This is a genomic window from Aggregatilinea sp. (genome assembly GCF_036822615.1).
In the GTDB taxonomy this organism is placed as follows: Bacteria; Chloroflexota; Anaerolineae; order Aggregatilineales; family Aggregatilineaceae; genus Aggregatilinea.
This window is the reverse complement of the sequence record NZ_DAISHJ010000002.1, coordinates 173,313-196,525: the sequence shown is the minus strand read 5'-3', so window position 1 is coordinate 196,525 and position 23,213 is coordinate 173,313. Positions and strand designations below refer to the sequence as shown.

The 23,213-nt window shown below is 59.5% G+C and carries 21 protein-coding genes; 13 read left to right on the top strand and 8 right to left on the bottom strand.

Annotation, left to right across the window (positions count from 1 at the left end; translation table 11 throughout):
- Nucleotides 1-123 precede the first annotated feature (123 nt).
- The 6 genes from V7116_RS01875 to V7116_RS01850 all read left to right on the top strand — a co-directional run bounded on the left by V7116_RS01875 (nucleotide 124) and on the right by V7116_RS01850 (nucleotide 4,413).
- Nucleotides 124-957, top strand: a complete 834-nt coding sequence (locus V7116_RS01875) for a GntR family transcriptional regulator (protein ID WP_324389830.1) — start codon at nucleotides 124-126, stop codon at nucleotides 955-957.
- Between the two features lie 39 nt (nucleotides 958-996).
- Nucleotides 997-1,200 carry a hypothetical protein gene (locus V7116_RS01870; protein ID WP_324389828.1) on the top strand — a complete coding sequence of 68 codons (204 nt, stop codon included), beginning with the start codon at nucleotides 997-999 and terminating at the stop codon, nucleotides 1,198-1,200.
- A 110-nt stretch (nucleotides 1,201-1,310) separates the two neighbouring features.
- On the top strand, nucleotides 1,311-2,288 hold the full coding sequence (locus V7116_RS01865; protein WP_324389826.1) for a phosphoglycerate dehydrogenase: 978 nt from the start codon (nucleotides 1,311-1,313) through the stop codon (nucleotides 2,286-2,288).
- Entirely contained in the window at nucleotides 2,285-3,220 is a 936-nt protein-coding gene (locus V7116_RS01860) for a phosphotriesterase family protein (protein WP_324389824.1), read from the top strand. The genes V7116_RS01865 and V7116_RS01860 overlap by 4 nt, the downstream gene beginning before the upstream one ends.
- A gap of 2 nt (nucleotides 3,221-3,222) precedes the next feature.
- Nucleotides 3,223-4,188 carry a shikimate dehydrogenase family protein gene (locus V7116_RS01855; protein ID WP_324389822.1) on the top strand — a complete coding sequence of 322 codons (966 nt, stop codon included), beginning with the start codon at nucleotides 3,223-3,225 and terminating at the stop codon, nucleotides 4,186-4,188.
- Between the two features lie 12 nt (nucleotides 4,189-4,200).
- Nucleotides 4,201-4,413 carry a hypothetical protein gene (locus V7116_RS01850; protein WP_324389820.1) on the top strand — a complete coding sequence of 71 codons (213 nt, stop codon included), beginning with the start codon at nucleotides 4,201-4,203 and terminating at the stop codon, nucleotides 4,411-4,413.
- A 137-nt stretch (nucleotides 4,414-4,550) separates the two neighbouring features.
- Here the strand turns inward: V7116_RS01850 and larC are convergent, their stop codons facing one another.
- The 4 genes from larC to V7116_RS01830 all read right to left on the bottom strand — a co-directional run bounded on the left by larC (nucleotide 4,551) and on the right by V7116_RS01830 (nucleotide 8,739).
- Nucleotides 4,551-5,720 (bottom strand): nickel pincer cofactor biosynthesis protein LarC, encoded by a 1,170-nt coding sequence (gene larC / locus V7116_RS01845; protein WP_324389818.1) that lies wholly within the window; start codon nucleotides 5,718-5,720, stop codon nucleotides 4,551-4,553.
- Nucleotides 5,721-5,726: 6 nt separating this feature from the next.
- On the bottom strand, nucleotides 5,727-6,443 hold the full coding sequence (gene larB / locus V7116_RS01840; protein WP_324389816.1) for a nickel pincer cofactor biosynthesis protein LarB: 717 nt from the start codon (nucleotides 6,441-6,443) through the stop codon (nucleotides 5,727-5,729).
- Complete coding sequence (gene larE / locus V7116_RS01835; RefSeq protein ID WP_324389814.1) at nucleotides 6,436-7,290, bottom strand: ATP-dependent sacrificial sulfur transferase LarE; 855 nt, start codon at nucleotides 7,288-7,290, stop codon at nucleotides 6,436-6,438. The genes larB and larE overlap by 8 nt, the downstream gene beginning before the upstream one ends.
- Nucleotides 7,291-7,734: 444 nt before the next feature.
- Nucleotides 7,735-8,739, bottom strand: a complete 1,005-nt coding sequence (locus V7116_RS01830; RefSeq protein WP_324389812.1) for a DUF362 domain-containing protein — start codon at nucleotides 8,737-8,739, stop codon at nucleotides 7,735-7,737.
- Nucleotides 8,740-9,809: 1,070 nt separating this feature from the next.
- Here V7116_RS01830 and V7116_RS01825 point away from each other — a divergent pair.
- From V7116_RS01825 to V7116_RS01805, 5 genes are read left to right on the top strand one after another with little or no spacing between them, the layout of a single operon-like run.
- Nucleotides 9,810-11,909 (top strand): cellulose biosynthesis cyclic di-GMP-binding regulatory protein BcsB, encoded by a 2,100-nt coding sequence (locus tag V7116_RS01825; protein WP_324389810.1) that lies wholly within the window; start codon nucleotides 9,810-9,812, stop codon nucleotides 11,907-11,909.
- A complete protein-coding gene (locus V7116_RS01820; RefSeq protein ID WP_324389856.1) occupies nucleotides 11,909-12,631 on the top strand; it encodes a phosphatase PAP2 family protein in 723 nt (240 codons plus the stop codon). The genes V7116_RS01825 and V7116_RS01820 overlap by 1 nt, the downstream gene beginning before the upstream one ends.
- 12 nt (nucleotides 12,632-12,643) lie before the next feature.
- A complete protein-coding gene (locus V7116_RS01815; RefSeq protein ID WP_324389808.1) occupies nucleotides 12,644-13,372 on the top strand; it encodes a phosphatase PAP2 family protein in 729 nt (242 codons plus the stop codon).
- A complete protein-coding gene (locus V7116_RS01810; protein ID WP_324389805.1) occupies nucleotides 13,359-15,350 on the top strand; it encodes a glycosyltransferase in 1,992 nt (663 codons plus the stop codon). Before V7116_RS01815 ends, V7116_RS01810 begins: the two co-directional genes overlap by 14 nt.
- A gap of 26 nt (nucleotides 15,351-15,376) precedes the next feature.
- The gene (locus V7116_RS01805; protein ID WP_324389803.1) at nucleotides 15,377-15,736 is read left to right on the top strand and encodes an STAS domain-containing protein; all 360 of its coding nucleotides are present in this window, start codon (nucleotides 15,377-15,379) and stop codon (nucleotides 15,734-15,736) included.
- A gap of 21 nt (nucleotides 15,737-15,757) precedes the next feature.
- On the opposite strand, the gene V7116_RS01800 is transcribed toward V7116_RS01805, so the two are convergent.
- A complete protein-coding gene (locus V7116_RS01800; RefSeq protein ID WP_324389801.1) occupies nucleotides 15,758-17,401 on the bottom strand; it encodes a GAF domain-containing sensor histidine kinase in 1,644 nt (547 codons plus the stop codon).
- A gap of 360 nt (nucleotides 17,402-17,761) precedes the next feature.
- Here V7116_RS01800 and V7116_RS01795 point away from each other — a divergent pair, with 360 nt between their 5' ends.
- Nucleotides 17,762-18,097: an STAS domain-containing protein gene (locus V7116_RS01795; protein WP_324389799.1), complete on the top strand. Its 336-nt coding sequence runs from the start codon at nucleotides 17,762-17,764 to the stop codon at nucleotides 18,095-18,097.
- Nucleotides 18,098-18,174: 77 nt separating this feature from the next.
- Nucleotides 18,175-21,096 (top strand): ATP-binding protein, encoded by a 2,922-nt coding sequence (locus tag V7116_RS01790; protein ID WP_324389796.1) that lies wholly within the window; start codon nucleotides 18,175-18,177, stop codon nucleotides 21,094-21,096.
- On the opposite strand, the gene V7116_RS01785 is transcribed toward V7116_RS01790, so the two are convergent.
- From V7116_RS01785 to V7116_RS01775, 3 genes are read right to left on the bottom strand one after another with little or no spacing between them, the layout of a single operon-like run.
- Nucleotides 21,074-21,442 carry a response regulator gene (locus tag V7116_RS01785; protein ID WP_324389795.1) on the bottom strand — a complete coding sequence of 123 codons (369 nt, stop codon included), beginning with the start codon at nucleotides 21,440-21,442 and terminating at the stop codon, nucleotides 21,074-21,076. The genes V7116_RS01790 and V7116_RS01785 overlap by 23 nt on opposite strands.
- Nucleotides 21,442-21,846: an ATP-binding protein gene (locus V7116_RS01780; RefSeq protein ID WP_324389793.1), complete on the bottom strand. Its 405-nt coding sequence runs from the start codon at nucleotides 21,844-21,846 to the stop codon at nucleotides 21,442-21,444. Before V7116_RS01780 ends, V7116_RS01785 begins: the two co-directional genes overlap by 1 nt.
- The gene (locus V7116_RS01775; RefSeq protein ID WP_324389791.1) at nucleotides 21,843-23,099 is read right to left on the bottom strand and encodes a PP2C family protein-serine/threonine phosphatase; all 1,257 of its coding nucleotides are present in this window, start codon (nucleotides 23,097-23,099) and stop codon (nucleotides 21,843-21,845) included. Before V7116_RS01775 ends, V7116_RS01780 begins: the two co-directional genes overlap by 4 nt.
- Between the last annotated feature and the right edge of the window lie 114 nt (nucleotides 23,100-23,213).

Below are 23,213 nucleotides of genomic sequence, written 5' to 3'. Positions count from 1 at the left end.
GTGTTTGCGCCCCGCGACTAAACCAATAGTGGGCCAATTTCTGAAGAACCGTTGACCCCGGATGAATCTCTCACTATAATGAAAACAAGCTAACATGTCATAACAAGATTACAGGATAACATCTTGACTGACTCTGTAGATCGTTCCAGCCCCATTCCGTACTACATTCAGGTTTGGGATATCCTGCGCGAAAATATACAGAATGGCATCTGGCAGCCTGGGGAGCAGATTCCCGGCGAGCCGGAGTTATGCCGGACGTTTGGCGTCAGCCGCACTGTGATCCGGCAGGCCCTCAACGAGATGGTGCACAAGGGCCTGATCGTGCGCGAAAAGGGGAAGGGGACGTTCGTCGCCACCCCCAAAATTAGCGAAAGTCTGGTGGGGCAGCTTACGGGCTTCCACCAGGATATGGTCGAGCAAGGTTACAATCCGGTTGCGCATGTGCTGCGCCAGAATATCGTCCCGGCCAGCAGCAAGGTAGCAACCTATCTCAACGTTGAGGTTGGCTCTCAGATCATCGAGATCGAGCGTCTCCGTTTCATCGGCGAACTCCCTATCCAACTTGTGACAACTTATATCCCATACGCACTTTGCCCCGATTTGGCTACAGCGGATTTTTCGCAGCAATCGCTGTACGCGTTCCTTGAGCAGCAGTGCGGAATCATGATCGCGCGCGGGCGGCGCAGCATCGAGGCCGTGCCTGCGAACGAATATGAAGCGCGCCACTTGAACGTGAAGAAGGGGGCGCCGCTCATTCTGCTCGACAGCGTGAGCTACATGGACGACGGTACGCCAGTGGAGTACTACCACGCCGTGCATCGCGGTGACCGCGCGAAGTTCGAGGTGGAGCTGGTCCGCGTTCGCAAGATGGAGGCTCACGACGACACACCCCATGAACGCCGCGGCGTGCCCTGGGGAGGGGGTCTGGTTGTTCGGAGACAAAGCGAATCCGATTAGTCCCTCCTCCAGCGACCCCTCACTTACATATGCGCAGGTTTGTGGTCCGACGAACTGACCAGACTGTTCGGCGTCGATCAGGATAACCTGCTGCGCATCGTCAATCCCTGGAACGTGATCGGCCATGTGCCCGAGGCCGCGGCACGGGAATGCGGGCTGAAAGCCGGGACGTCCATTGCAGCGGGCTACGGCGATCTGTCAGCTATCCCGGAGCCGGAAAGTGAAGCGGTTTCCAGCGATTGACCGGGAAACGTGGGCGGATTGGCGCATCTGCTGCCTTGCTCTGGTGAACGCCAAATGATGTTTGGGACTCCGGTCGGCACGACCCTATTTTTAAAGTGAGACGGTGAACGATGACGGATAAAATTTTGGTGACCGCACGCTCGTTCCGCGACACGCCCGGTCCTCACCAACGGATTCTGATCGATGCAGGCTACGAGCTGGTGAACAGCCCGTACGATCGCCCACTTGAGGCGGCGGAGCTGGCCGAGCTGGGCGCGGATGTGACCGGTATGCTGCTCGGCGTGGACCAGTGTGGCGCGGAAGTGTTTGAGCGTGCCACGAAACTCAAGGCCGTTTCGCGCTACGGTGTTGGCGTGGACAAGGTAGATATCGCAGCAGCGACGAGGCATGGCGTGGTGGTGACTATCACACCCGGTGCGAACGCGATCTCGGTCGCGGAGCTGGCCCTGGGCCTGATGTTTGCGCTGGCGCGGCATATTCCGCACCACGACCGCGTGGTGAAGGGCGGCGGTTGGGGACGGGTATCCGGCATGGAGTTGACCGGCGCAACGCTGGGTCTGGTCGGGTTAGGGCGCATCGGGCAGGCGGTTGCGCGGCGCGCGGCTGGCCTGGGCATGCGCGTGCTTTATTACGATCCGGTGCCGCCCTCGCCGGAGCGGATTGCAGCGCTGGGCGTTGAGGCGCGCTCACTGGATAAGCTGATCGAGGAGAGCGACTTCATCAGCCTGCACCTGCCGCTTACGGATGAGACGCACCACTTGATCGATGCGGCGGCGCTGGCGCGCATGAAATCGACCGCCTGCGTGATCAACACGGCGCGCGGCGGGCTGGTCGATGAAGCGGCGCTGGCCGAGGCGCTGGCTGCCCGGCGGATCGCAGGCGCGGCGGCGGATGTATTTGTTACGGAACCGCCCACTGACCGCACGCTGGTTGAGCTGGATAACTTCATCGCCGTGCCGCATGCGGGGTCTGCCACGCTGCAAACCACGCTGCGTATGGGCCTCATGGCCTCGCAGAATCTGCTGGCGGCGCTGCGCGGTGAGCTGCCGGAAGGCACAGTAAACCCGGAGGTCTACGAGCGGTCATGAAATTTCAAACCGTAACCGGTCTGGTGCCGGTTGAAACGGTTGGGCTGGCCGACAGCCACGCGCACGTCTGGATCGCGCCGCAGGACGGGGTCGCGCCAGACGTGCGGATCGAGCTGCACGACTTCGACCGGATCGAAGCGGGACTGCGCGATTTCTGCGCGCTTGGTGGCACACTGCTGGTGGACTGCCAGCCAGGTGGGGCGGGGCGCGACACGACACAGCTCGCCGCGCTGTCGCGCGCGACGGGGCTGTTCATCACCTCAACGACCGGCTTCCACCGCCGCATATACTATCCGCCCGACGATTGGCTGTGGTCCGCCACGGAAGACGAGGCGGTGGCCTATTTTGTGGAAGAACTGATCATAGGCACGCGTGAGAGCGGCGGCACGATTCGCGCGACCACGATCAAGATCGGCTACGATGACACGATCGAGGGCCAGACGCGCGTGCTGATGGAAGCCGTGGCAGAGGCGGCGCGGCAGACGGGCGCGCTGGTGTTGTTCCACACCGAAGCAGGGCGCAATGTCGAAGCGCTGCCGCCCTTCTTCGCGGAGCGCGGCGTATCTCCGTCCCGGCTTTACCTGTGCCACGTGGACAAACGGCCCGACGTGGGGCTGCACCGTGAGCTGGCGCAGGCCGGAGTGCTGCTCGGCTACGATACCTTTGCTCGGCCCAAGTACAACCCGGAGCAAAACGTCTGGAAGCTGCTGCCTGCGCTGGTCGCGGACGGACTCGGCGAGCATATCGCAATTTGCCTGGATCTGGCGTTTCCAGAACAATGGGAGCAGTACGGCGGCGGGCCAGGGCTCCGATTCCTGCCCACGCAGGTGCTTCCGCGTCTGCGCGCCGACGGCATCGAGGAGGCCACTATCGCCCGGCTGACGGGCGGCAATATTGCACGCTATCTTGTTCATCAATCTCACCAGGAGTAACTATGTCCGATCCACGGGTTGACCAATCGCATGTACTGGTGAAGCGCGAAACGCCGACGATGTACTTCGTTGGCGTGACTACCGGCAAGTCATCGATTATGAAAGTGTTTCCGAAGTGGTCCGACATTCTGGGCCTGGGCGCTCAGATCGTGGGTTACGACGCGCCCATTCACGCCGAGGATGAGGTGTACCGCGCCATCACCGAGCACATCAAGTCCGATCCGCTGTCGAAGGGCGCACTGGTAACCACGCACAAGATCGATCTGCTCAATGCGACGCGCGACCTGTTCGAATACCTCGATCCGTATGCGCAGCTCTGCGGCGAGATCTCGTCGATCTCCAAGCGAGGGAACCAGCTTCGCGGTCACGCCAAAGACCCGATCACGTCCGGCCTGTCGCTGCAAGCCTTCGTCGAGCCGGGTTATTGGGGGCGTACGGGCGGTGAGGTGCTGTGTCTGGGCGCGGGGGGCTCGGCGGTGGCGATCAGCGTGTACTTCGCGGGCCTGCCCGACGCGGCGGATCGCCCCAGGAAGTTCATCGCAGTCAACCGCAGCGCGCCACGTCTGGAATCGCTGAAAGCGATCCACGCCAAGCTGGATACGGACATCGAGTTCGAATATGTTCTGAACGACGATCCGCGCGTGAACGACGAGATCATGGGCAAGCTGCCGCCGTACTCGATGGTCATCAACGCGACCGGCATGGGCAAAGACCGGCCCGGCTCACCGATCACCGATGACGGTCTGTTCCCTGAAAATGGGTGGGCCTGGGAGCTGAACTATCGCGGCGAGCTGGACTTCATGCACCAGGCGGAGCGCCAGCAAACGAGCCGCGGCGTGCGTATCGAGGATGGGTGGATTTACTTCGTGCACGGCTGGACGCAGGTCATCGCGGAAGTGTTCGACGTCACCTTGACGCCGGAACTGTTCGCAAAGTTGGACGAAGCGGCGTCGTCGATTCGCAGCTAAGGAAGCGATTGAGTGGCCCGGTTTGATCGTTTGACGGTTCTGAATACGGTGATGGCGGGCGGCATGGTCCCGCTGTTCTATCACGCCGATGTGGAGGTCGCCAAGCAGGTCGCCGCCTCGCTGTACAACGGTGGGGCGCGCGTGCTGGAATTCACCAATCGTGGCGATTTTGCCATCGGGGTCTTTGGCGCATTAGTCAGAGAAGAAACCCACTACCTGAGGTAGTGGTCTGCTAAAAGGTTGTGCCGTGAGAAGGGGTACTATAAACCTCCCTGGAAGGTGTGCCATCAAATCCGCCGCCATTGGCGGCGGGTATCCACTTTTCAACTGAACGACAAACGGTACAGGTCAGTACAGTCTGCTCAAGACTGTTCCGCTGCCTGAACCGCCGCGATCCACACTTCCCGGACGCTTACGCCGTGCGCGGCTGCCCGCGCGGCACAATCGTCGTGTTCGGGCGCAAATTTGCGGGTGCCGTCCTCCAAAGAGGCTTCTTTGACCCGCACCTCACCGTAGATCGTTGTAACGGTGCGGCTTTGCCGGGGCAGCGCCCAGCGCGTTACCGTCGATTCGCGGATGCCCAGCGTAGTGGTCTGGCGGAACAACAGTGTGCGCAGCTTCAGGGCGTCCTGCGGTTTGCACAGCACTTCAACGACAACTGCTGGGCGGCCCTTTTTCATGTGGACCGGCGTCAGCCAGATGTCCAGCGCGCTCGCATGGAGCGCCGATTCGATCAACGGGCCGTACCATTCCGGCACCATGTCATCCAGGTTACAGGCCAACACGGTCAGCGTTTCGGTCGCAGCGTTTGTGGCTTGTTCGCCCAAAACCAGCCGCAGCAGGTTGGGACGATCCGGCCACTCGCGTGTCCCAGCGCCGTAACCGATGCGCGCGGTCGTCATCGGCGGCATTAGCCCAAACGCATCAGCTAACCGCGTGACCAGGGCCGCGCCTGTCGGCGTTACCATTTCTCCCTCGACGTCAACGCCAACGACCGGGACGCCTTCGACGAGGGCGGCTACCGCTGGCGGCGGAACCGGGAAAAAGCCATGCGCAATCCGAATTGTGCCATGCGACCAGGGCAGCGGAGCCGAAACGATCCGGTCGACGCCCAGGTCTTCCAGTCCAGCTATCGTGCCGACAATATCGACCAGGGTATCTACCGCTCCCACTTCATGGAAATGAATCGATTCTACCGGCACGCCATGCACCCTGGCTTCCGCTTTCGCCAGGGTCATGATCACGTCGATGGCGCGGATCCGAATCGACTCGGATAAGTCCGCGTGCTCGATGAGCGCAATGAGATCCGCCGGGTGGCGCAGCGGTTGTGCATCGGGGGCGAGGATGGAAACCTGCGTTCCCGCCAGATGGTGCTTGGAAACTGCTTCCGCCTGAACGGTAACCCCTTCCAGCTTCAGCGCCGTGACGACTGACTGCAATCGTTCCAGGGGCCATCCGGTGTCGATCAAGGCACCGAGCAGCATGTCCCCACTTACACCGGAAAAGCAGTCCAGATAAGCAATCCGGGTCATCTTTCGTTAGCTCCCTTTAGCGTCAGGATGATTTGTCGGCGCTTGCCGCATACCCAATAAGATCCGGTGAGCGGCGGTCGCTGCCCCAAGTCCATTATCGATATTGACCACCGTTATCCCCGCTGCACAACTGTTGAGCATACTCAGCAGCGCCGCAAGCCCGCCGAAACTGGCCCCGTACCCGACACTGGTTGGCACGGCGATCACAGGTGCGGCCACCAGCCCCCCGACCAGGGTGGGTAAGGCCCCCTCCATCCCCGCAACAACGATCAGCACGTCAGCTCTGCTCAGTGTATTCAGGTGGGCAAACAACCGGTGAATCCCGGCCACCCCGACGTCGTAAAGCTGCTGGACCGGGTCCCCCAGAAAGCTGAGCACGCCGCAGGCTTCTTCGGCGACCGGTAAATCGGAAGTCCCGGCTGCAACTACCAGCGCCAAACCCGTGGACTGTACGGGCAGCGCCCCCACCGTCAGCAGGCGCGATGTTGGGTCGTACTGTGCTTCTGGAAGCAGCGTTTGGACGGCCCCGGCGTGAGCCGCTGTCGCGCGGCTGGCGAGCGCATAGCCGAGGCGATCTGCCATTTTTTTCATGATGGCCGCCACCTGTTCCGGGGTTTTGCTTTCGGCGTATACAAATTCCGGTATGCCCTGGCGCGCCATTCGCTGCGTATCCAGGCGGGCATACTCGCCCAGTTGGTCGTAGGGTAGGTGTGAATCACTCATGTCGCCGGAGCAGCTCCTCATTGGCACTACCGCTGCGGAAACCCTGTAGATCGATGGTGACGTAGGTATAACCGGCGGCTTTCAGATTGGAGACGATCTCGCTACGATGGCGCAGTGCCACGTCTATGTCTTCCGGTAGAACTTCGATCCGGGCAAGACTGTCATGATGGCGCACCCGGAGCTGTTCCAACCCCAACTTACGCAGGGCATTTTCTGCACGATCGATCTGGATGAGAATTTCGGGCGTGATGGATGTGCCGTAAGCGACCCGGCTGGACAGGCATGCCATCGAGGGTTTGGCCCAATTGCGCAGACCGTGCTGGCGCGCCAGGGTTCGGATGTCCTGCTTGGTGAAGTTTGCCTCGTGTAAGGGGCTGCGCACACCCAGTTCCAGGCCCGCCTGACGACCGGGACGATAATCCCCGACGTCATCGGCGTTGAACCCATCCACAATAAACGCAAATCCGCTCGCTTCGGCGATGTTCAGAATTGCCTTGTTGATATGCTGTTTGCAGAAGTAACAGCGGTTTGACGGATTGGCCGCGTAATCTGGGTCATGAACTTCATCCGTCGAGACGGTGACGTACGGGATGCTGAGGTCTCGCAGCAGGTCGATTGCCATGTCACGTTCCGCTGTGCTCAGGCTTTCGCTGACTGCCATCACAGCCAGCATCCTGTCGCCCAAGACGTCGAATGCGACCTTTGCCAACAGGGTGCTATCCACCCCACCGGAATACGCTACTGCGACGCTTCCCATCTCCGCCAGCAACGCGCGTAACTGCGCCTGCTTGTCGATCAGATCCGGCGATAACGTGTCATGTTCTTCGAGGTTGAGTGGCAACGACATTGTATTACTCCGATCGACTTCCTTGACTGTTCCCTTTGATGGCTGTGGATCTTTTCTCCCCCCTGCTGTAAGCCAGTAGGGCGACACTTTCGGCCAGCGGTTTGAACGGTGGGGTCGTAGGGCGGGTTTCTCGCGCCTACGATTTTCCTCTGTATGCTAACCGCCTACCACAAAAGTATCGCCCTCCTAGCACCGCAGGAAAGGGGGGCGAGGGGAAGGCTAAAGCTTGTAACACGCTCTAGCCAATGCGCTTTTCCTGACCGGGTACTGGCCCGTCGTGTAGACTGACGCTGTAGTTCTCTGCACGCCCAATGAAGCCCCGTTTGGGGAAGTTACTGGGATAGAGGGGCGATCATACCCTCTTGAATGACGCCCGTTTGATGCCTTGCGACACTACTATAGCATGCAGAGCGATCTTTTCGTCCATCAACTGTCCCCAGATCCTTAGTCGATGGTCACCAGCTCGTATTCGCGGCTGCCCAGCCCTATGTCTTCAGCGTGCTCCAGGATGTGCACGGCGTTGAGCGATTCAATCCGTGCGATCAAGTCCTCGCCATCCGGTGCAGCATACACCAGATCGACGCACGCCTGATCCAGCGCGACAGGATCCAGTGAAGCCAGGATGCCGATATCCTTCATGGTCGGCGCTGCGGGGTGGCTGTTACAGTCGCAGTCTACCGACAGGTTGTTCATCACATCGATGTACAGGATTTTCTCACCCATGTAATCCGCCACGCCTTTAGCAGCTTCCGCCATGGATTCCAGAAAATCGTCCTGCGGAGTTCCCATACCGAACCCGGTCGTTTGTGTACCTGCGCTGTGGATGAGGCTTTTGCCCTTCGATGAAGCGATGCCGATGGACATGTTTTTGAGGACACCACCAAATCCACCCATCTGATGGCCCTTGAAGTGGGCCAGATTAATCACGAATTCGTAGTCGGCGAAGTGCGATCCAACGATATCTTCCTCAAGGTGTTTGCCGCCAACGATCGGAATGCTCATTTCGCCATCCGCATCCATGATGTCGGTTGGTGCAATGGCATTGAAGCCGTGATCTTCCATGACCTGACGGTGTGACTCTGTGGTGGAACGCCTGCCAGGGTAGGCCGTGTTGCACTCGATGATGGTGCCGTCAACCTCTTTTACCAGCGGCTCGATGAATTCGGGGTGCAAATAATAATTGCCACCCGGTTCTCCGCTTGAGATCTTGACGGCGACTTTGCCTTTGGCCTTGCGACCCAGGGCTTCGTAGATCTGCATCAGTCCTTCCGGGCTGATGTCTTCTGTCATGTACACAACGGGCTTATCGCTATCTTCCACGTGCTTTCCTGCCAGATCGTTTGCTATCTGAGCTGCTGCCGTCAGATCGACATCTTTATTTACCAGCAGCGCTGCAGATGTTGAAGCCATCAAGCGCAGCGCATTACGACGGGATATCTTCTTAGCCATCAGGTTTTTTTCTCCTCTATGTGATTTTGCGCTTTTGGGTGCAGGCAGAACATTCACCCTTTTGATTCGTCTTGATTCGTCACGTCAGCATCGTTGGATGAAGCATCCCAAACGGATCCTTACCTTCGTGATACGGCTGAATCAGTGTGCTGTATGGTTTTTAAGCAGACAGTCAGGTTGCCCGGTGCGACCTGGGTATGAAGCAGGGGAGGGGTAGTCGCAAATATGTACCCGGTGTGAAGGGCACGGATGAGTTGAATGCTCCTAGAAGTAGTGTAAATCAGAAAGCTTCATTTGTGAGCCGGGCACATTGGATGATGGGGTTCATTGAGGGAACATCGCACAATACCTCCCTTAATTTCCTGATCAAGCCCCCCAATCTGATTTACGGCTGTTTGTGCGCGCAAAACCTGATAGCTGAGGGATTTGAGATCCTACCTTCAGCTTGCGTCTATTCTAGATGCTTTACGGGAGCGAGTGATAGAACAATCCTGGCAAATGATTGAACGATTCTGTCGAATCTGAAGCGGAATGCAGTTCTAATGGCTGCATAGTCAGGTTCCTCGCCGCAGCAGAGCGAGGGTGGGGAACTTGCGACATTTTGCACGCAAAAGGAATAAGTCATTTGGTCCTCGATGTTTCAGGCTGAGCGGCAGATAGGCGGCGTGATAGATATTTTCGCTTTAAACGTTTTGAGATTATGCTTGAATGCATCCCGTAAGGTGGATATAGATGAGCAATAACACGATGCGCGAAATATACCTGACTAACCGGTTAATAAGGGTGTGCCGGGCTGTTGGCGCAGCATCGCAAGCGGCAATCTCTCTGGCGTCTGGCTGCGGACCGGTTGGGACCGGCGTTGGTCAGCGGTCCTGCCGGTAAACTCGCGTTGTACATAAACTGATGCTACTGTAAAGCCTGTTGGAACTCTATGAGGGGTGCTTCATTACCTGAACCAATTCCTGTAACATGGATTCTCGCGTTCGCCAAGATAGCTTGCAATATCTCGGGTTTTGCAATCAAACAGCCTGCCGGTCCTGGCGCGACGGCTATCAATCGGACCTGACAACATGAGAACCCAACTCCTTGTGTTTGCCCTCGTGGTATTGATGGTTTTGCCTCTGCAAACCGGACTGGCTGCCGCGCAAGGCGAATCATCGAATCCGCTAGAACTCAGCATAAATGATCTGGGGTATGGTGACATTACGCTCAGCGGCATGTACGGGACGGCGTCTATTTATGTTCCGTACCAATCGAACTGGCTGATGAATACCGGCGCGCAGGTGTCGCTCGATTACGCGGCTTCGCCGCTGTTGATCGAGTCGCGCTCGTCGCTGACGGTTTTCGCCAACGGAGTCGAGGTTGCAAGCCTGCGTCCGGCAGCACCCGGCGATGGCGCCTTCTATGAGACGGTTTCGTTTGAGGTCCCGATGGCGCAGATCCAGGGTGCGGGGCTGACCCTCCGGTTTCAGGGATACTTCCGCCTGACGGATGATCCGTGCGAGGAGACGAATAACCCGGCGCAGTGGCTCAAGATCGCAGGGACGAGCTTCGTGCGTTTTGGAGGCACAGAGGACGCGCAGCATCCCAGCCTCGACGCGCTGCCGCAGGCCGTGATCGTTCAGGACGCCTGGGCCGATCCGGTTCCGGTGGTGTTTGTGCTGCCCGATGCCAGCGATGACGCGGCGCTGACGGCGGCGGCGCGAACAGCGGCCCGTTTGGGGCAGGGAGATCGCAGCGCGGCCCCGCCGTTCGATGTCGTGCGCGCGGCGGACCTTACGGACGATCTCCGCCAGAGTGCCAATCTTGTGGTGATCGGCACGCCGGAAAATCAGCCGCTTCTGGATGCGCTCGATCTGGCCGGTGACGGGGTGGACCCGGCGGTGCAGATCCAGGCGTCACCGTGGAATCCCACCCGCACGGTATTGAGCATTGTGACGCCGGACGCAGACGGTCTCGACGATGTGGCGCAGATCCTGTGGGCGAATGTCCCGCTGCCCGTTTCCGATTCCTTGCTGGCGAGCGATCCGCCCGCGGCGAGTTTGGTTCCCGGCGCGCCGTGGTCCGGCGATGTGACGACGTTCGCACAGTTAGGCGACCGCACCCGGCAGGTGACCGGGATCGGAATCTTCGACGAATACTATTATTTCCGCCATCCCCCCGGCTGGGTTTTCGATCACGGCGCACAGATCACGCTGAACGTTAGCGGCAGCCCGGCTCTGAATGAGCGCGAATCGTACGTGTCCATCTTCGCCAACGACCACTTTGTCGGCAGCGTCCGTACCGGCGGCGACGAAGGGTTCCGCACGTCGAGTTTTGACCTGCCGGTTGCCGCCCTGAATGAAAATGCCTACGGCGGGCGTCCGCAGGATCTGGTGCTCCATCTCGTCATCGCCAACCTGTTAGAGCAGAACGTGTGCGACGTGATCAACCCCGACTCGGTCTGGACGCGGATCTCGATCGATTCGTATTTCACGACGCCCCACCTGTATTTGACGCTGCCCGATTTGCAGGCCTTCCCTTATCCGTTCGTCAGCGACGAGGAGTCCACACCAACAACGATCGTGCTGCCCCTCGGCGCGACGCCCGATGAGATCCGCCAGGGCCTGGATCTCGCCGCGACGTTGGGTCACTTTGCGACACAGCCGCTCGACGTGCGCATGGTGACGGCGCCCGATGAGGCGTCGTCGGCTTTGGCCGGATCGCACGTTATCGTCGTAGGGACGCTGGATCGAAACCCGCTCGTGGGCGAAGCGCTGCGCGACCTGACGACGATCCCCGACGACGAGGTGGCGCGCGCATTGGACGATCCGGCGCGCGGCATCCTGCGCGAAGCGCCGTCGCCGTGGTCGGATAAGCACGTCGTGCTGCTCGTCTACGCAGCGGGCGAGGCGGAACTCGATGACGCGGTGCGCGCCCTGACGTATGCGGCTCCGCCCGTGCAGCAGCCGGGATCGGCAGCGGTCGTGGAGCCGGGTGGCGAGGTGCGGATCGTGTACCGCTCGAATCGCAGCACGCCTCACTCCAGGCCGGGAGAAGTGACCCGCGAACCGCTGGTCGAAGAACCCAGCCAGTGGATCATCATCACGGCGATCCTGGTTCTGACTGCCGCTGCCGTAGCGGGCGTGCTGCTGGTCAGCCGCTGGCGGTCGGGCAGATCGGGGTCGTGATGGGATGGGATGCCTCGCTTCAGGACGCGCTGTACCGGTTCCTGGCCGCCGATCACACCCGCTTTGAAGCGGCGCTCAAACTGGCGGACAGCGCCGCCTGGATCGTGTGCGCGGCAGTGCTGGTCGCGCTGTGGTTCGGCGGTTGGCGCGAAGGCAGGGCGGAGAATGTGCTCACCCGGTTCTCGCCGGAGGCGCGTGAACGCGTCCTGTTGTTGCTGCTGGCGATGTTCGCGGCGTTTGTGATCGCGCGCGTGATAGCATCGCAGTGGTCGAGGACGCGCCCCCTGGTGGAGCAGAACGCCCGGCCTCCTGTAAGCGCGGAGGAATGGGACCGGGTGCTCGCCGATCAGGCGGACACGGGCAGCTTCCCAAGCGATCGGGCGGCATTCTGGTTCGCGCTGGTGGCGGGCCTTGCCATGAACCGGCCTCGCTGGGCGATCCTCTTGGGGTGGGGCATGGTGCTGCTTTCCGGATTGTACGTCGGCGTAGGCTATGCCTATCCCACTGACATCGTGGGTGGAGCGGTGATGGGGGCGATCTGCGTGGCGCTGGTCTTTGCCGCGCGGCGCGGACTGCATTGGATTGCGGCTTCGTCGGCGCGCCTATTCGACGCCCTCCCGCTGGTGGCCTATCCGCTGGCGTTGCTGGTGCTGCTCGATATCACGCAGCGTTTTGCGTGGACGCTTCACGCCATTTCGGTTGTGTTCCGGCTGACGGTATAGCGGGGCGACTCCATGCACTCGCTCGATGTCGATCTGTTTCACTATCTGAACGAACTGGTTGCGCGGTCCCCGGCGATGTTTGAATCCGCGCTCGAATGGACGGATCGCGCGCCGTGGGTGATCGCGGCGTTGTTGTTCGTGGCGTTCTGGTTCTACGGACGGCCCGGCGTGTTGGCGACCGAGGCCGTGACCCGCCCGCGCGTGCACAACCGGCGCGTGCTGATCCTCGTTCTGATCGGGATGTGGGGGATGGCGATCGCCGGGCCGCCGCTGCGCCACCTGCTGGATCGTCCGCGTCCGCTGGTGTCGGAAACGCTCGACGCGCCCGTCGAGCCGGACACGTGGGTCGAGATCCGCGCTACTTATGACGATCGCCCATCCTTTCCCTCGGTCCCGGCGCTCGTGTTTTTCGTGCTCGCCACGGGCCTGTTTGCGCTGAATGCGGCGGCTGGGATAGGGAGCGCGCTGCTTTTCGCGCTGCTGCTGGCCCTGGAAGTTGGACTGGGGCTGGCGTGGCCGTCCGACGTAGTGAGTGGCGCGTGCATCGGGTTCTTGTGGGCCGTGGGGCTGCTGCGGATCGAGCCGTGGGTGCGCCACCCGCTCACGCGGATCGTGCTGCTGTTCGAACACAACTCCGCGCCGATGTACGTGGCCGGGTTTTTCGTGCTGCTCGATCTGTCGTACCGGTTTGCGGCGATCTCGTATGTGCTGCGGGTGATGGCTGGCTATGGAATTCGCTGATCTGGAGACGCGCGCACGATGGCAGCGGCTGGTCCAAACGCAGTTCGACCGGCTGCTTCCGCGCGATCGACGGTCCTATCACTGGGCGCGCGCGTGGATCGTGCGCGTGATTGCGGTGGCGAACATCACCCTCGGAATCAACTATTTTTTCTACCGGTACACGGCGTCGATCAACGTCAACGCGCTGTGGTTCGCCATTCCGCTGCTGGCCGCGGAGACGTATTCTTTCATCGATACGCTGCTGTTCATCCTGATGATGTGGAAGCCCAAATACCGCGAATCGCCGCCGCCTCTGCCGGACGCGACCGTGGATGTCTTCATCACGACGTACGCCGAGCCGGTCGAACTCGTTCGAGAGACCGCCGAAGCCGCCGTGGCGATCCGCCACCCGCACACCACGTATGTGCTGGATGACGGAAATCGGGCCGAGGTGCGCGCGATGTGCGCGGCGCTGGGCTGCGAATACATCACGCGCGGCCCGGAATGGGAAGGGCGACCGCGCCACGCGAAAGCGGGCAACGTCAACAACGCGCTGAACCAGACGTTTGGCGAGTTCGTCCTGATCCTGGACGCGGACCAGATCCCCGATCCGCGCATTCTGGACCGGACGCTGGGCTACTTCCGCGATCCCGAAATCGCGTTTGTCCAGACGCCGCAGTATTTCTATAACGTGCCGCTTGACGATCCGTTTGGCAGTCAGGCTCCGCTGTTTTATGGTCCCATCCAGCAGGGCAAGGACGGCTGGAACGCGGCCTTCTTCTGCGGATCGAATGCGGTCCTGCGGCGCGAGGCGTTGTTCCAGCTTGGCTTGATCACGTACGTCACTGAGCTTGAGCGCCAGATTCATACCTTCATCAGCCAGATTCCGATCCAGGCCACCAGCCGCCACATCCCGCGCGTTTACCGGAAAACCGCGCACGAGGTGACCTCAGCGGCGGAGCGGGCCGCGGACGATCTGCGGAACGATGTGCCGCTCCAGCAGGTGCTGCAAACGTTCAATGCGGCGATCCGTCGGGCCCAGCGACAGATCGTCGCGCTGGATATGGCTTCCATCGAACAGGATCTGCTCGACATGGATCTGCCGGGTCAGGACGAGGACGCCGCCGAGGACGATTTCGAGGCGCGGCTGGATCAACTGGCCGAGATGATCGCGCCGCCGCCGGAGGTTTTTGGCCTGAGCGCGGATCTGCTGGATGTGCTCAAGATGGATACGCACGAAGTGCTCGACATTCAGCCGCTGGTGACGTTCAGCATCACGGAAGACATGGCGACGTCGATGCGCCTGCACGCGCTGGGCTGGAAATCGGCGTTCCATCACGAAATTCTTGCGCGCGGATTGGCTCCGGAGGATCTGGGCAGTATGTTGGGGCAGCGGCTGCGGTGGGGGGCGGGGACCATCCAGGTGCTGGTGAAGGAAAATCCGCTGGTGAAGCCGGGGTTGGGCCTTGCCCAGCGCCTGCAATATTTCACGACGATGTACAGCTATTTTTCCGGCTTCTTCGCTGTGGTTTACCTGCTGGCTCCCGTGATCTATTCGCTGACCGGGATTTCGCCCGTGGTGTCCTTCAGCGGTGACTTTTTGATCCGCATCATCCCCTATTTGCTGGTTAACAAGCTGCTGTTCTTTTTCGTCGCCTGGAAGCTCGACACCTCGCGCGGGGCGCAGTACAGCCTCGCGCTGTTCCCGTTGTGGATTCAGGCCGTGCTGACGGTGTTCAGCGGGGAAAAGCTCACGTTCAAAGTGACGCCGAAGACGCGCCAATCGGGAATTTATCTCAATATGGTGATCCCCCAGCTTGCAATCGTGATTCTGCTGGCGTTCAGCAGCCTTTACGCGTTGGCGAGCCTGGGCCTGGGATGGCGCAGCGATACGGTGGGCGTTGTCGTTAACGTGTTTTGGTCGTTGTACAACATCCGTATGCTGCGTGTGATCTTGAGCGCGGCGGTATATCAGGGCGAAGCTCAGCTCGCCTCATAAACCGCCCCGCGTGGAGGGTACTGGAAGTGGATAACTACGAGCTTATACCCCGGTCCGAAAGCGCAGCGGTCGTGATTCTGCGCGGGCGGATTGACGCGGCAGTGGCAACGGAACTGAAAGAAGCACTGCGGCTTGCCGTGAGTGGCCGCTACCGTTACCTGATCCTCGACCTGGAACCCGTGACGTTTATCGATAGCAGCGGCCTCAGCACGCTGGTAGCCCTGCTGCGACTGGTGCGCGAGCAGCAGGGTCTGCTGTTTCTGGCGGGGGTGAAGGATCAGGTCCAGTTAGTGCTCACCCAGACACGCCTCAACCAGTTGTTCCCGACATACCCGGACGTTGACACTGCCTTCAAGCATCTGGCAAGTCAGGCGAACGGTCTCTAGACAAGCCTCATATCCACTGCGCTACGCGGTTGGCACGCTGGCCTGTACGCTGTCAACCTCGTGGACGGTGACCACCCGCGGCAGCGCGAAACCGAAGAGACTGCCCTTGCCATGCTCGCTCTCGAAGCGCAGGTTGCCGTTGTGGCGCTCGACGATCTTTTTGACGAGAGAGAGACCCAGCCCTGTGCCGTCGATTCTGCATGTTTCGGCAGAGCGCGCGCGGAAGAAGGGTGTGAACAGCTTCGATTGTTGGTTGGCCGGAACGCCATAGCCGCTGTCCTCTACCTCGACCACCACCGACCCGTTATCGTCGTACACACGGACCGAGACCCGGCCCTCATCGGGCGTGTATTTGATCGCATTGCCGATCAGATTGTTGATGGCTTCGAGCAACTGCTGACGATCCCCATGGACGTAGGTGGGAACCGGCGGCAGTGACAAGAAATAAGCTTGATGGCTGCGCCGCGCTGTGGCTTCGTTCTCCTGATAGGCCTGCGAGATGATCGTTCGGATATCGAGATCGTGGTAGCTGCTTTGGGCGACGGATTCGACTTTTTCGAGCGAGAGAATGTCGCTGATAATCCGCGCCATCTGATGTGACGCAGTGGATATTTCACCGACCAGTTCGATCTGTTCCGGATCAAGATCGGTTTCCATCAGCAGTTCGGCATAGCCCATAACGCCGTTGAGCGGGTTACGGAGATCGTGCGCGGCCATGCGCAGCATTTCCGACTTTAGCTGTTCCAACACTTTGATCTGATTGAGGCTGTTGTTCAGTTTAGTCTGGACTTTGGCCAGGTCGGTGATATCCGTCGCTACCCCGATGGTCCCTGTTAACTCGTTTCCCTCGTCGTAGAGCGGACGATAACTCGCTGAAAACACACGTCCTTTGCTTTTCGCAGTGGCGGTAAACGACTCGCCTTTCAGGGCGCGCTTCAGCAATGCCAGGATTTCCGGGCTGTGCGCGTATGCGTCGAGTGCCGAGATGCCGACCCGCTCGTTGGAGCGAAAGCCCAGATTTTCGAGGGCGTTTCCCCGCGAAAAGGTGAAATAACCGTTCAGGTCGATGCTGTAGAGGATGATCGGTGCACTGGTGAGGATGGCGTTGAGCCGCTGCTCCTTGTGCCGCATTTCCCGTAGGGTGCGCTCGTGCTCGATGAGTTCTGCGCGAAGTTCGAGTTCGGTGATGGCGGTCTGCGCGAGATCGTGGAGCATCTCGATCTCGTCGTCCTGCCAGCGGTGCGGTATGGAATCGACGACGCAAAATGAGCCGAGTGTGACTCCATTGGACATGGTGAGCGGCATTCCCGCATAGGTGATCGCGTTGAGATCCTGGATCGCTGGATTATCGTACACCAGGGGGTGATCGCGCGCGTCTTCGACGATGAGCGGCTCGCCTGTCGCCATGACGTGCTGGCAGAACGAATGCGTTAGGGGCGTTTCGCGCAGTGTGGCCCAGGGATCGGGCAAGCCTACCACGCTTTTGAAGAACTGCCGGTCGATGTCGATCAGCGATACAAGAGAGATCGGCATGTTCAGGATACGGCTTGCCAGCCGGGTGAGCCGGTCGAAAGCGGGGTCGGGAGGCGAATCGAGCAGCGACAGCTTCTGCAATAGTGCCAGACGCTCTTTGTCCTCAATGATGCTGCGATCGGGGTAAGGCATAACCCTCTCACCTCTGCTTTTCGCGAATCGTATGACACTTAATAGAATACAAGGGAAGAATAAAAAATGAAATTAAAAATTCATGCATTTTTATCAATGATACCTTCTTGCGCACGCGGATCCCTGCCGGGGCGGATGGCAAGTCGGGCAAAAGCCACTGAACGGGCATCGCAGTACCTTATAATAGAAACAAACCTAACATTTATGGATGTTTATTAAAGCTCTATTTAATGCCAGATCATGTATGATGGATGGGACAGATAGTCATAGTGGTGGGTCTTTTGATGACGGTTGGCCCTTTCAGCCGGGCGATAAACGGTGGGCCAGCGCGGAATTGCAAACTTGTTCAGGAGAACGCACGTGGAGTTGCATGCTCGTTCGGTTGATAACGCGGATATTCTGGAACTCGTAGGACGCCTCGATGCCCATCAGGTCCCGCAGGTGTCCAGGTGGTTCGACAGCCATCCGAAGGCGTCGTATATCGTCGTGAACTTGAGCGGCGTCCCTTTTGTCGATTCGTCGGGACTGGCGATATTGGTCAAAGGACTGAAGAACTGCCGGGGGAATGGGGGCAACTTGTATCTGTGTGGTTTGCAACCGGCTGTCTTGCAGGTTTTCGGGCTTACGCGCCTGGACAGGGCCTTTACCGTTTTTGCCGATGAGGCCTCGGCGTTGGCTGCGCTGCACGGCGCATAAGCAGATGCCGACTCGCCCCTACGGAATCACCGAAAGTGCGGGCGAGCTAGATCCTGTCAGCCATTGACGAGCGGCTGATGGGCGAGGAGGTTCGTCACTTGTCTGAATTCGGGCCATATACCGGGAATCCTACAGATTTTTCACAGAAGGACATCGTCCTCGATGGTGTATGCCTGATTGATAAACAGGGACGAGTGCTGGACTTCAATGCTGCTGCTCAAGCCATGTTCGGGTTTGAGCAAACGGCTGTGCTTGGCCGACCGTTTCTCGAATTGCTGTTCGATGCAGCGTCCCGATCCTCGCTGGACGCGCTGATCGCTGAATCTATGCAGGATGATAGCCCTGCCAGCCCGCCTGTTGAAGCCGTGGGTGTTCGGAGCGATGGCAGTACATTTCCTGTCATGCTCCAGATAACGCCCGTTCGTGCGTTGTCCTTGCCCGTAGCAATCGTGTCTATGTGCCGGATGACCGACCGGCAGCGCGATGAAGTAGATTCGCCTCAACTGCGAGTGCTTTTCGAGGGGCTGCTCTCTGGCCTCCAGGGAGGCGTGCTGCTCGAAACTGGAGACCGCCAAATTGAGGCGGTCAACCAAACATTTTGCTCGATGTTGGGCATCACCGAGCCGCCTGCCAGCCTGATTGGGTCGAACTGCCGCGATCAATTTGCGGCGTTTGCACCGGTTTTTGCCGATCCCGACGACGTTATCCGGCGCACGGAAGCGTTTCTGGCCGGGCAAAAACCGGCGCTTAACGACGAGCTGCACATGGCTGATGGCCGGGTGTTTGCTCGCGACTATATCCCCGTCATGCTGGGTGACCGCTGTGCCGGGCACATATGGCACTACCGGGACATGACGGAGAGCTTTCAGGCTCAACAGCGGCTGCTTCGTTTGCTCAAGCTCGAAGAACTGAACCGGGAGATCATTCGCCTCTTTTTGCAAACAGATGACGTGGATACCGCCCTGAATCAGACGCTCGCGCTGGCGGGGGAACTGCTCGAGGTGTCGAGAGTCTACGTTTTCCATTTCTACGAAAACGAGCCGCTGCTCGACAATACTCATGAATGGTGCGCGCCGGGCGTGGCACCCGAGATTGAGAATCTTAAGGGGTTGCCGTTCGACGACATCGTGCCGTCATTTTTCCCCTTGCTGGCCAAAGAGGGCATGATCGCCTCGTCGGATATCCGCGATTTGCCCGACGATTTATACGCGATGCTGGCGCCTCAAGACATACAGAGCGTGCTGATCCTGCCGCTCTCTGCCGGGGATCGCGTGGAGGGCTTCATCGGGTGCGACGAAACCACGCATAAGCGACAATGGCAGCCAGAAGTCATTACCCTGCTGCGGACCATCTCGGAAAGTTATTCGCGTGCGTTGGAGCGCGAACAAACGCAGCAGGTGTTGATCGAGGCGCACCGCGCCGCTGTGCAGGTCGCTGAGCTGCGCACGCAGTTTATTGCCAACATGAGCCACGAGATCCGCACGCCGCTGACCGGCGTATTGGGCATGCTAGAACTGCTGCTCGAAATGGATCTGAAGGAACCCGAAAAGGAATACGCGTCGGAAGCCTTTGACAATGCCAAACGGTTGTTGGTTATTGCGAATGACTTTCTCGATTTTTCCCGGCTTCAGGCTGGCAGAGTTCAGTTGGTGTCGGAGTCGATCGATCTCAGGGCAATCGTCACCGAGATCCGGCTGGCGCATGTGTCACAGGCGGCGCAAAAGTCGTTGTCGCTAGTGCTCGATATTGCGCCGGATGTCCCATACCGCGTATCGGGGGATGCCCGGCGGCTGCGGCAGGTTCTGGTTAATTTCGTCTCGAACGCCATCAAGTTCACAACCCAGGGCACGATCGCGCTTCGCGTGACCCTGCATAGAAAGACCTCGACTCACGCGCTCGTTCGTTTTGAGGTGGCTGATACCGGCATTGGAATTGCGCCGGAGCACTTGAAGTCTATTTTTGACGATTTTGTGCAGGCGGATAATACCGCTACACGCCGGTATGGGGGCGCCGGGTTAGGCCTTTCGATCTCCAAGCAGCTCGTCGAGATGATGGGCGGGCAGATCGACATCAAAAGCACGGTGGGGGAGGGCAGCACCTTTGGGTTTACGCTGAATCTGCCGATCCGCATCGCGGAGGGTGCCGAGGAAAATCTCGACGCGGACCTGAGCCAGCTTCGGGTGTTGATCCTGGATCACGAGAAGACGTATCGCCACGTGCTGGCGCGCCAGCTCAAGCGATGGGACGTAACTGTCGTTGAGCTGGAGGACATCAACGATGTCACGCCAACGTTGGAAACCGCGCTGCATGGTGGCTGCCCGATCAACGCCATTATGATCCATGACCGGCTGCTCGTGGAAATGCGAGATGCCCTCAAGCCGGTCGTCCGGCCTTTCGTCGAGCACGGGGATCTGCGGGCCGTCATGTACATATCGGACGACGGGGCAGAAGCGAACATCCCGTTGGATGCGTACGAATTTTGGATGAAACGGCCCGTCGATAAAGCGGAAATTTTCCGGGTTATGGCGCTCGCGGCTCGTGTGCAGGTCCCCGCCATGCCAGGCCAGACGCCTCAGGCGGCTGCAACCCCGACGGGGTATCCGGCTGTATTGGTCGTCGATGACGATATCGAAAATGCGGGCCTGATCCGGCGCGTGCTGAGCGACTTTCCCCTTCGGATTGACCTCGCTTCCGACGGCCAAATGGCCCTCGAATTGCTGAATGCCCGGCCCTATGCGCTTGTTTTCATGGATATGCAGATGCCCGTGTTGAGCGGGGCCGATGCCATCCGGCAGATCCGGAACTCCTCGCTGCCTTACCGGGACGTCCCGATTATCGTGCTGACGGCCACCGCGCTGAGTGAGGATCAGGATGCCTATATCGCCCTGGGAGCCAACGGCATGCTCAGCAAGCCCTTTACCATCAAGGCTTTGCGGCTGCTGATTCAGAAGTGGCTGCTGGACGGATCGCTGGAGCCTACTCTGGAGGCAGATGCTTAGTCACCAGATCGCGCAGTTGCTGCATGCTGAAAGGCTTGTAAAGTAGTTCCACCGCGCCCACGGTCAGCGCGCGCATACTGTCATCCTCATCGCTGCGGGCTGTGAACAGAATGATGGGCACATCTTGCATCGTGGGGAGCTGCTTCAAATGCCGGATGACGTCAAACCCATCCATTTCCGGTAAATTGATGTCCACGATCACTAGACTGAAGCGCTCCTGGGCCGCCAGATCGAGCGCCTGCGGACCATCGACCGCGCCCACGGTGTCGATATCGATTTTCTTGAGTGCATGCGTTACAAGATGACGTGTAACGTTTTCGTCATCGACCACTAAAATTCTGGTCATTAGGCCGTGTTCTCCATAAGCTTTTGCACATGCCAGCGATTGCCGTGATCCAGGCGCTCGTATTCCACGCGATCGAAAGTCTGATAAATGATGAACATCCCCATGCCGCTTTCGGGCAGCAGAAGCGGATCGGGTGCGGTGATCTCCTCGGGGGGCGTATAGGTCGTAGGGGCCGAATCCGTGCAGGTTATATCCAATCCCTGCGACGACCAATCGATCTGAATGTGAATGTCGCCTCTCGTGCCCCTGTAGGCGTGCTTCACAATGTTAACGCAAAGCTCTTGCACGGCGAGCACAACCGCCATGCGCGTTTGGGCGGGCATTTGCTTGAGGTCGGCTTCCAGGCTGGCTGTGAAGCCGGAGACGGCCTCCAGCGTGGCGGGAATGGTGACAGATTTCCTCATGTTCCGCCTCGCGGCTGGTACGTCACTATGACGAGCGTCTGATCGTCACTCAAGCGAGTGTTCTTGGCAACCTCGTGCGCTGTTTGCACAATGGAGTCAACGATCGTCTTCGCGTCGATTTTTCCCGGTGCCACTGCGCCTAATAAACCTTCTTCTCCCCACAGCCCTTCGTTTGTTTCGATCTCCGTGAACCCGTCGCTGTAGCTGATGATCAGATCGTTGGGTTCCAGCGCGAGCCTTTGGGTTTCGGCTGTCATATCGGGCAGCACGCCGATGGGGGGCGCTGTCGCTTCAAGGCGGTGCCATTCACCTCCCTGCCGGATGAGCGTGGGCAGGTGGCCCGCATTGACCTGTTCGAACTGGGCACTGTTCAAATCGAGTGAATAGATGGCGGCGGTCGCAATGAGGTCTGTTTCGGTATACGAATCGTAGAAGTCCTCATTGATAATCCGCAAGATTTCCAGAGGTGTCAGGCCGGTTTTGAGCCCGAGCCGGATGGCCGTGTGCAGAGCCATCGCGGCGAGCGCCGCCGGAAGCCCTTTGCCTGCCACATCGAGAACGAACCAGGCAAACTCGTTCTCCGTTTCCACCCAGCCCCAGCCATCTCCACCCACCTGGCGCGCCGGTTCCCAGTGGGTGCAAATGTCGAGGCCGTCGATGGAAGGCAGCTTCGCGGGCTGAATTGAGCGCTGGATCCGGCTGGCAACTTCTAGCTCCTGGCGGGCTGCCGCTTCGCGTTCGCGGCTTCGAGTAAGCTGCGTGGCCGCAATCTGCCCCGCGACCCGCTCGGCCATGCCCGAAAGGATGCGCATCTCCGCTGCCGTCAGGTGGCGTGAAGTGCGCTCCTGTCCGATGCCGATCGCGCCAATCGTGTGTTGGTCCGCTACGACCGGGGCAAAGAGCCACCCGGCAGAGTTCGTGCTATCCTTTTCGCCCGGCCACTGGAGCGGGTGGTTAGGCTGTATCATCTTGAGTTGGTACCGTAAGTCGGTGGGGAGGGGCGTGTCGGCAGGAACGGCAAGCCAGTCGTTGTGATGGAACAGGTAGATTCCACTGCGGTCAACGTCTGCGGCGGCCATGAGCGCATGCAGGATATGCGTCAGGACTTCTGTGGTGTTGGTCTGGGCGGGCGCTTCTTGCAGAAACGGCGCGAGTTGATCCCATGCCTGGGCAAGCGCAATCGTCAATTCCTCGATCTCGCCCTCAAGCTGGGTTATCCGTTTTTCCTGTGCGGTAACGTCGGTGTGATTCATCACTTTCAATGAGTTGGCTGTGTTGTATCGGTGGCTTCCAGTATATCTGTTTGCACAGTTTTGATAAAACGCCGCAAATGCGCGAGGTTGAGCGCCGAACCGGAGCTGTGATTC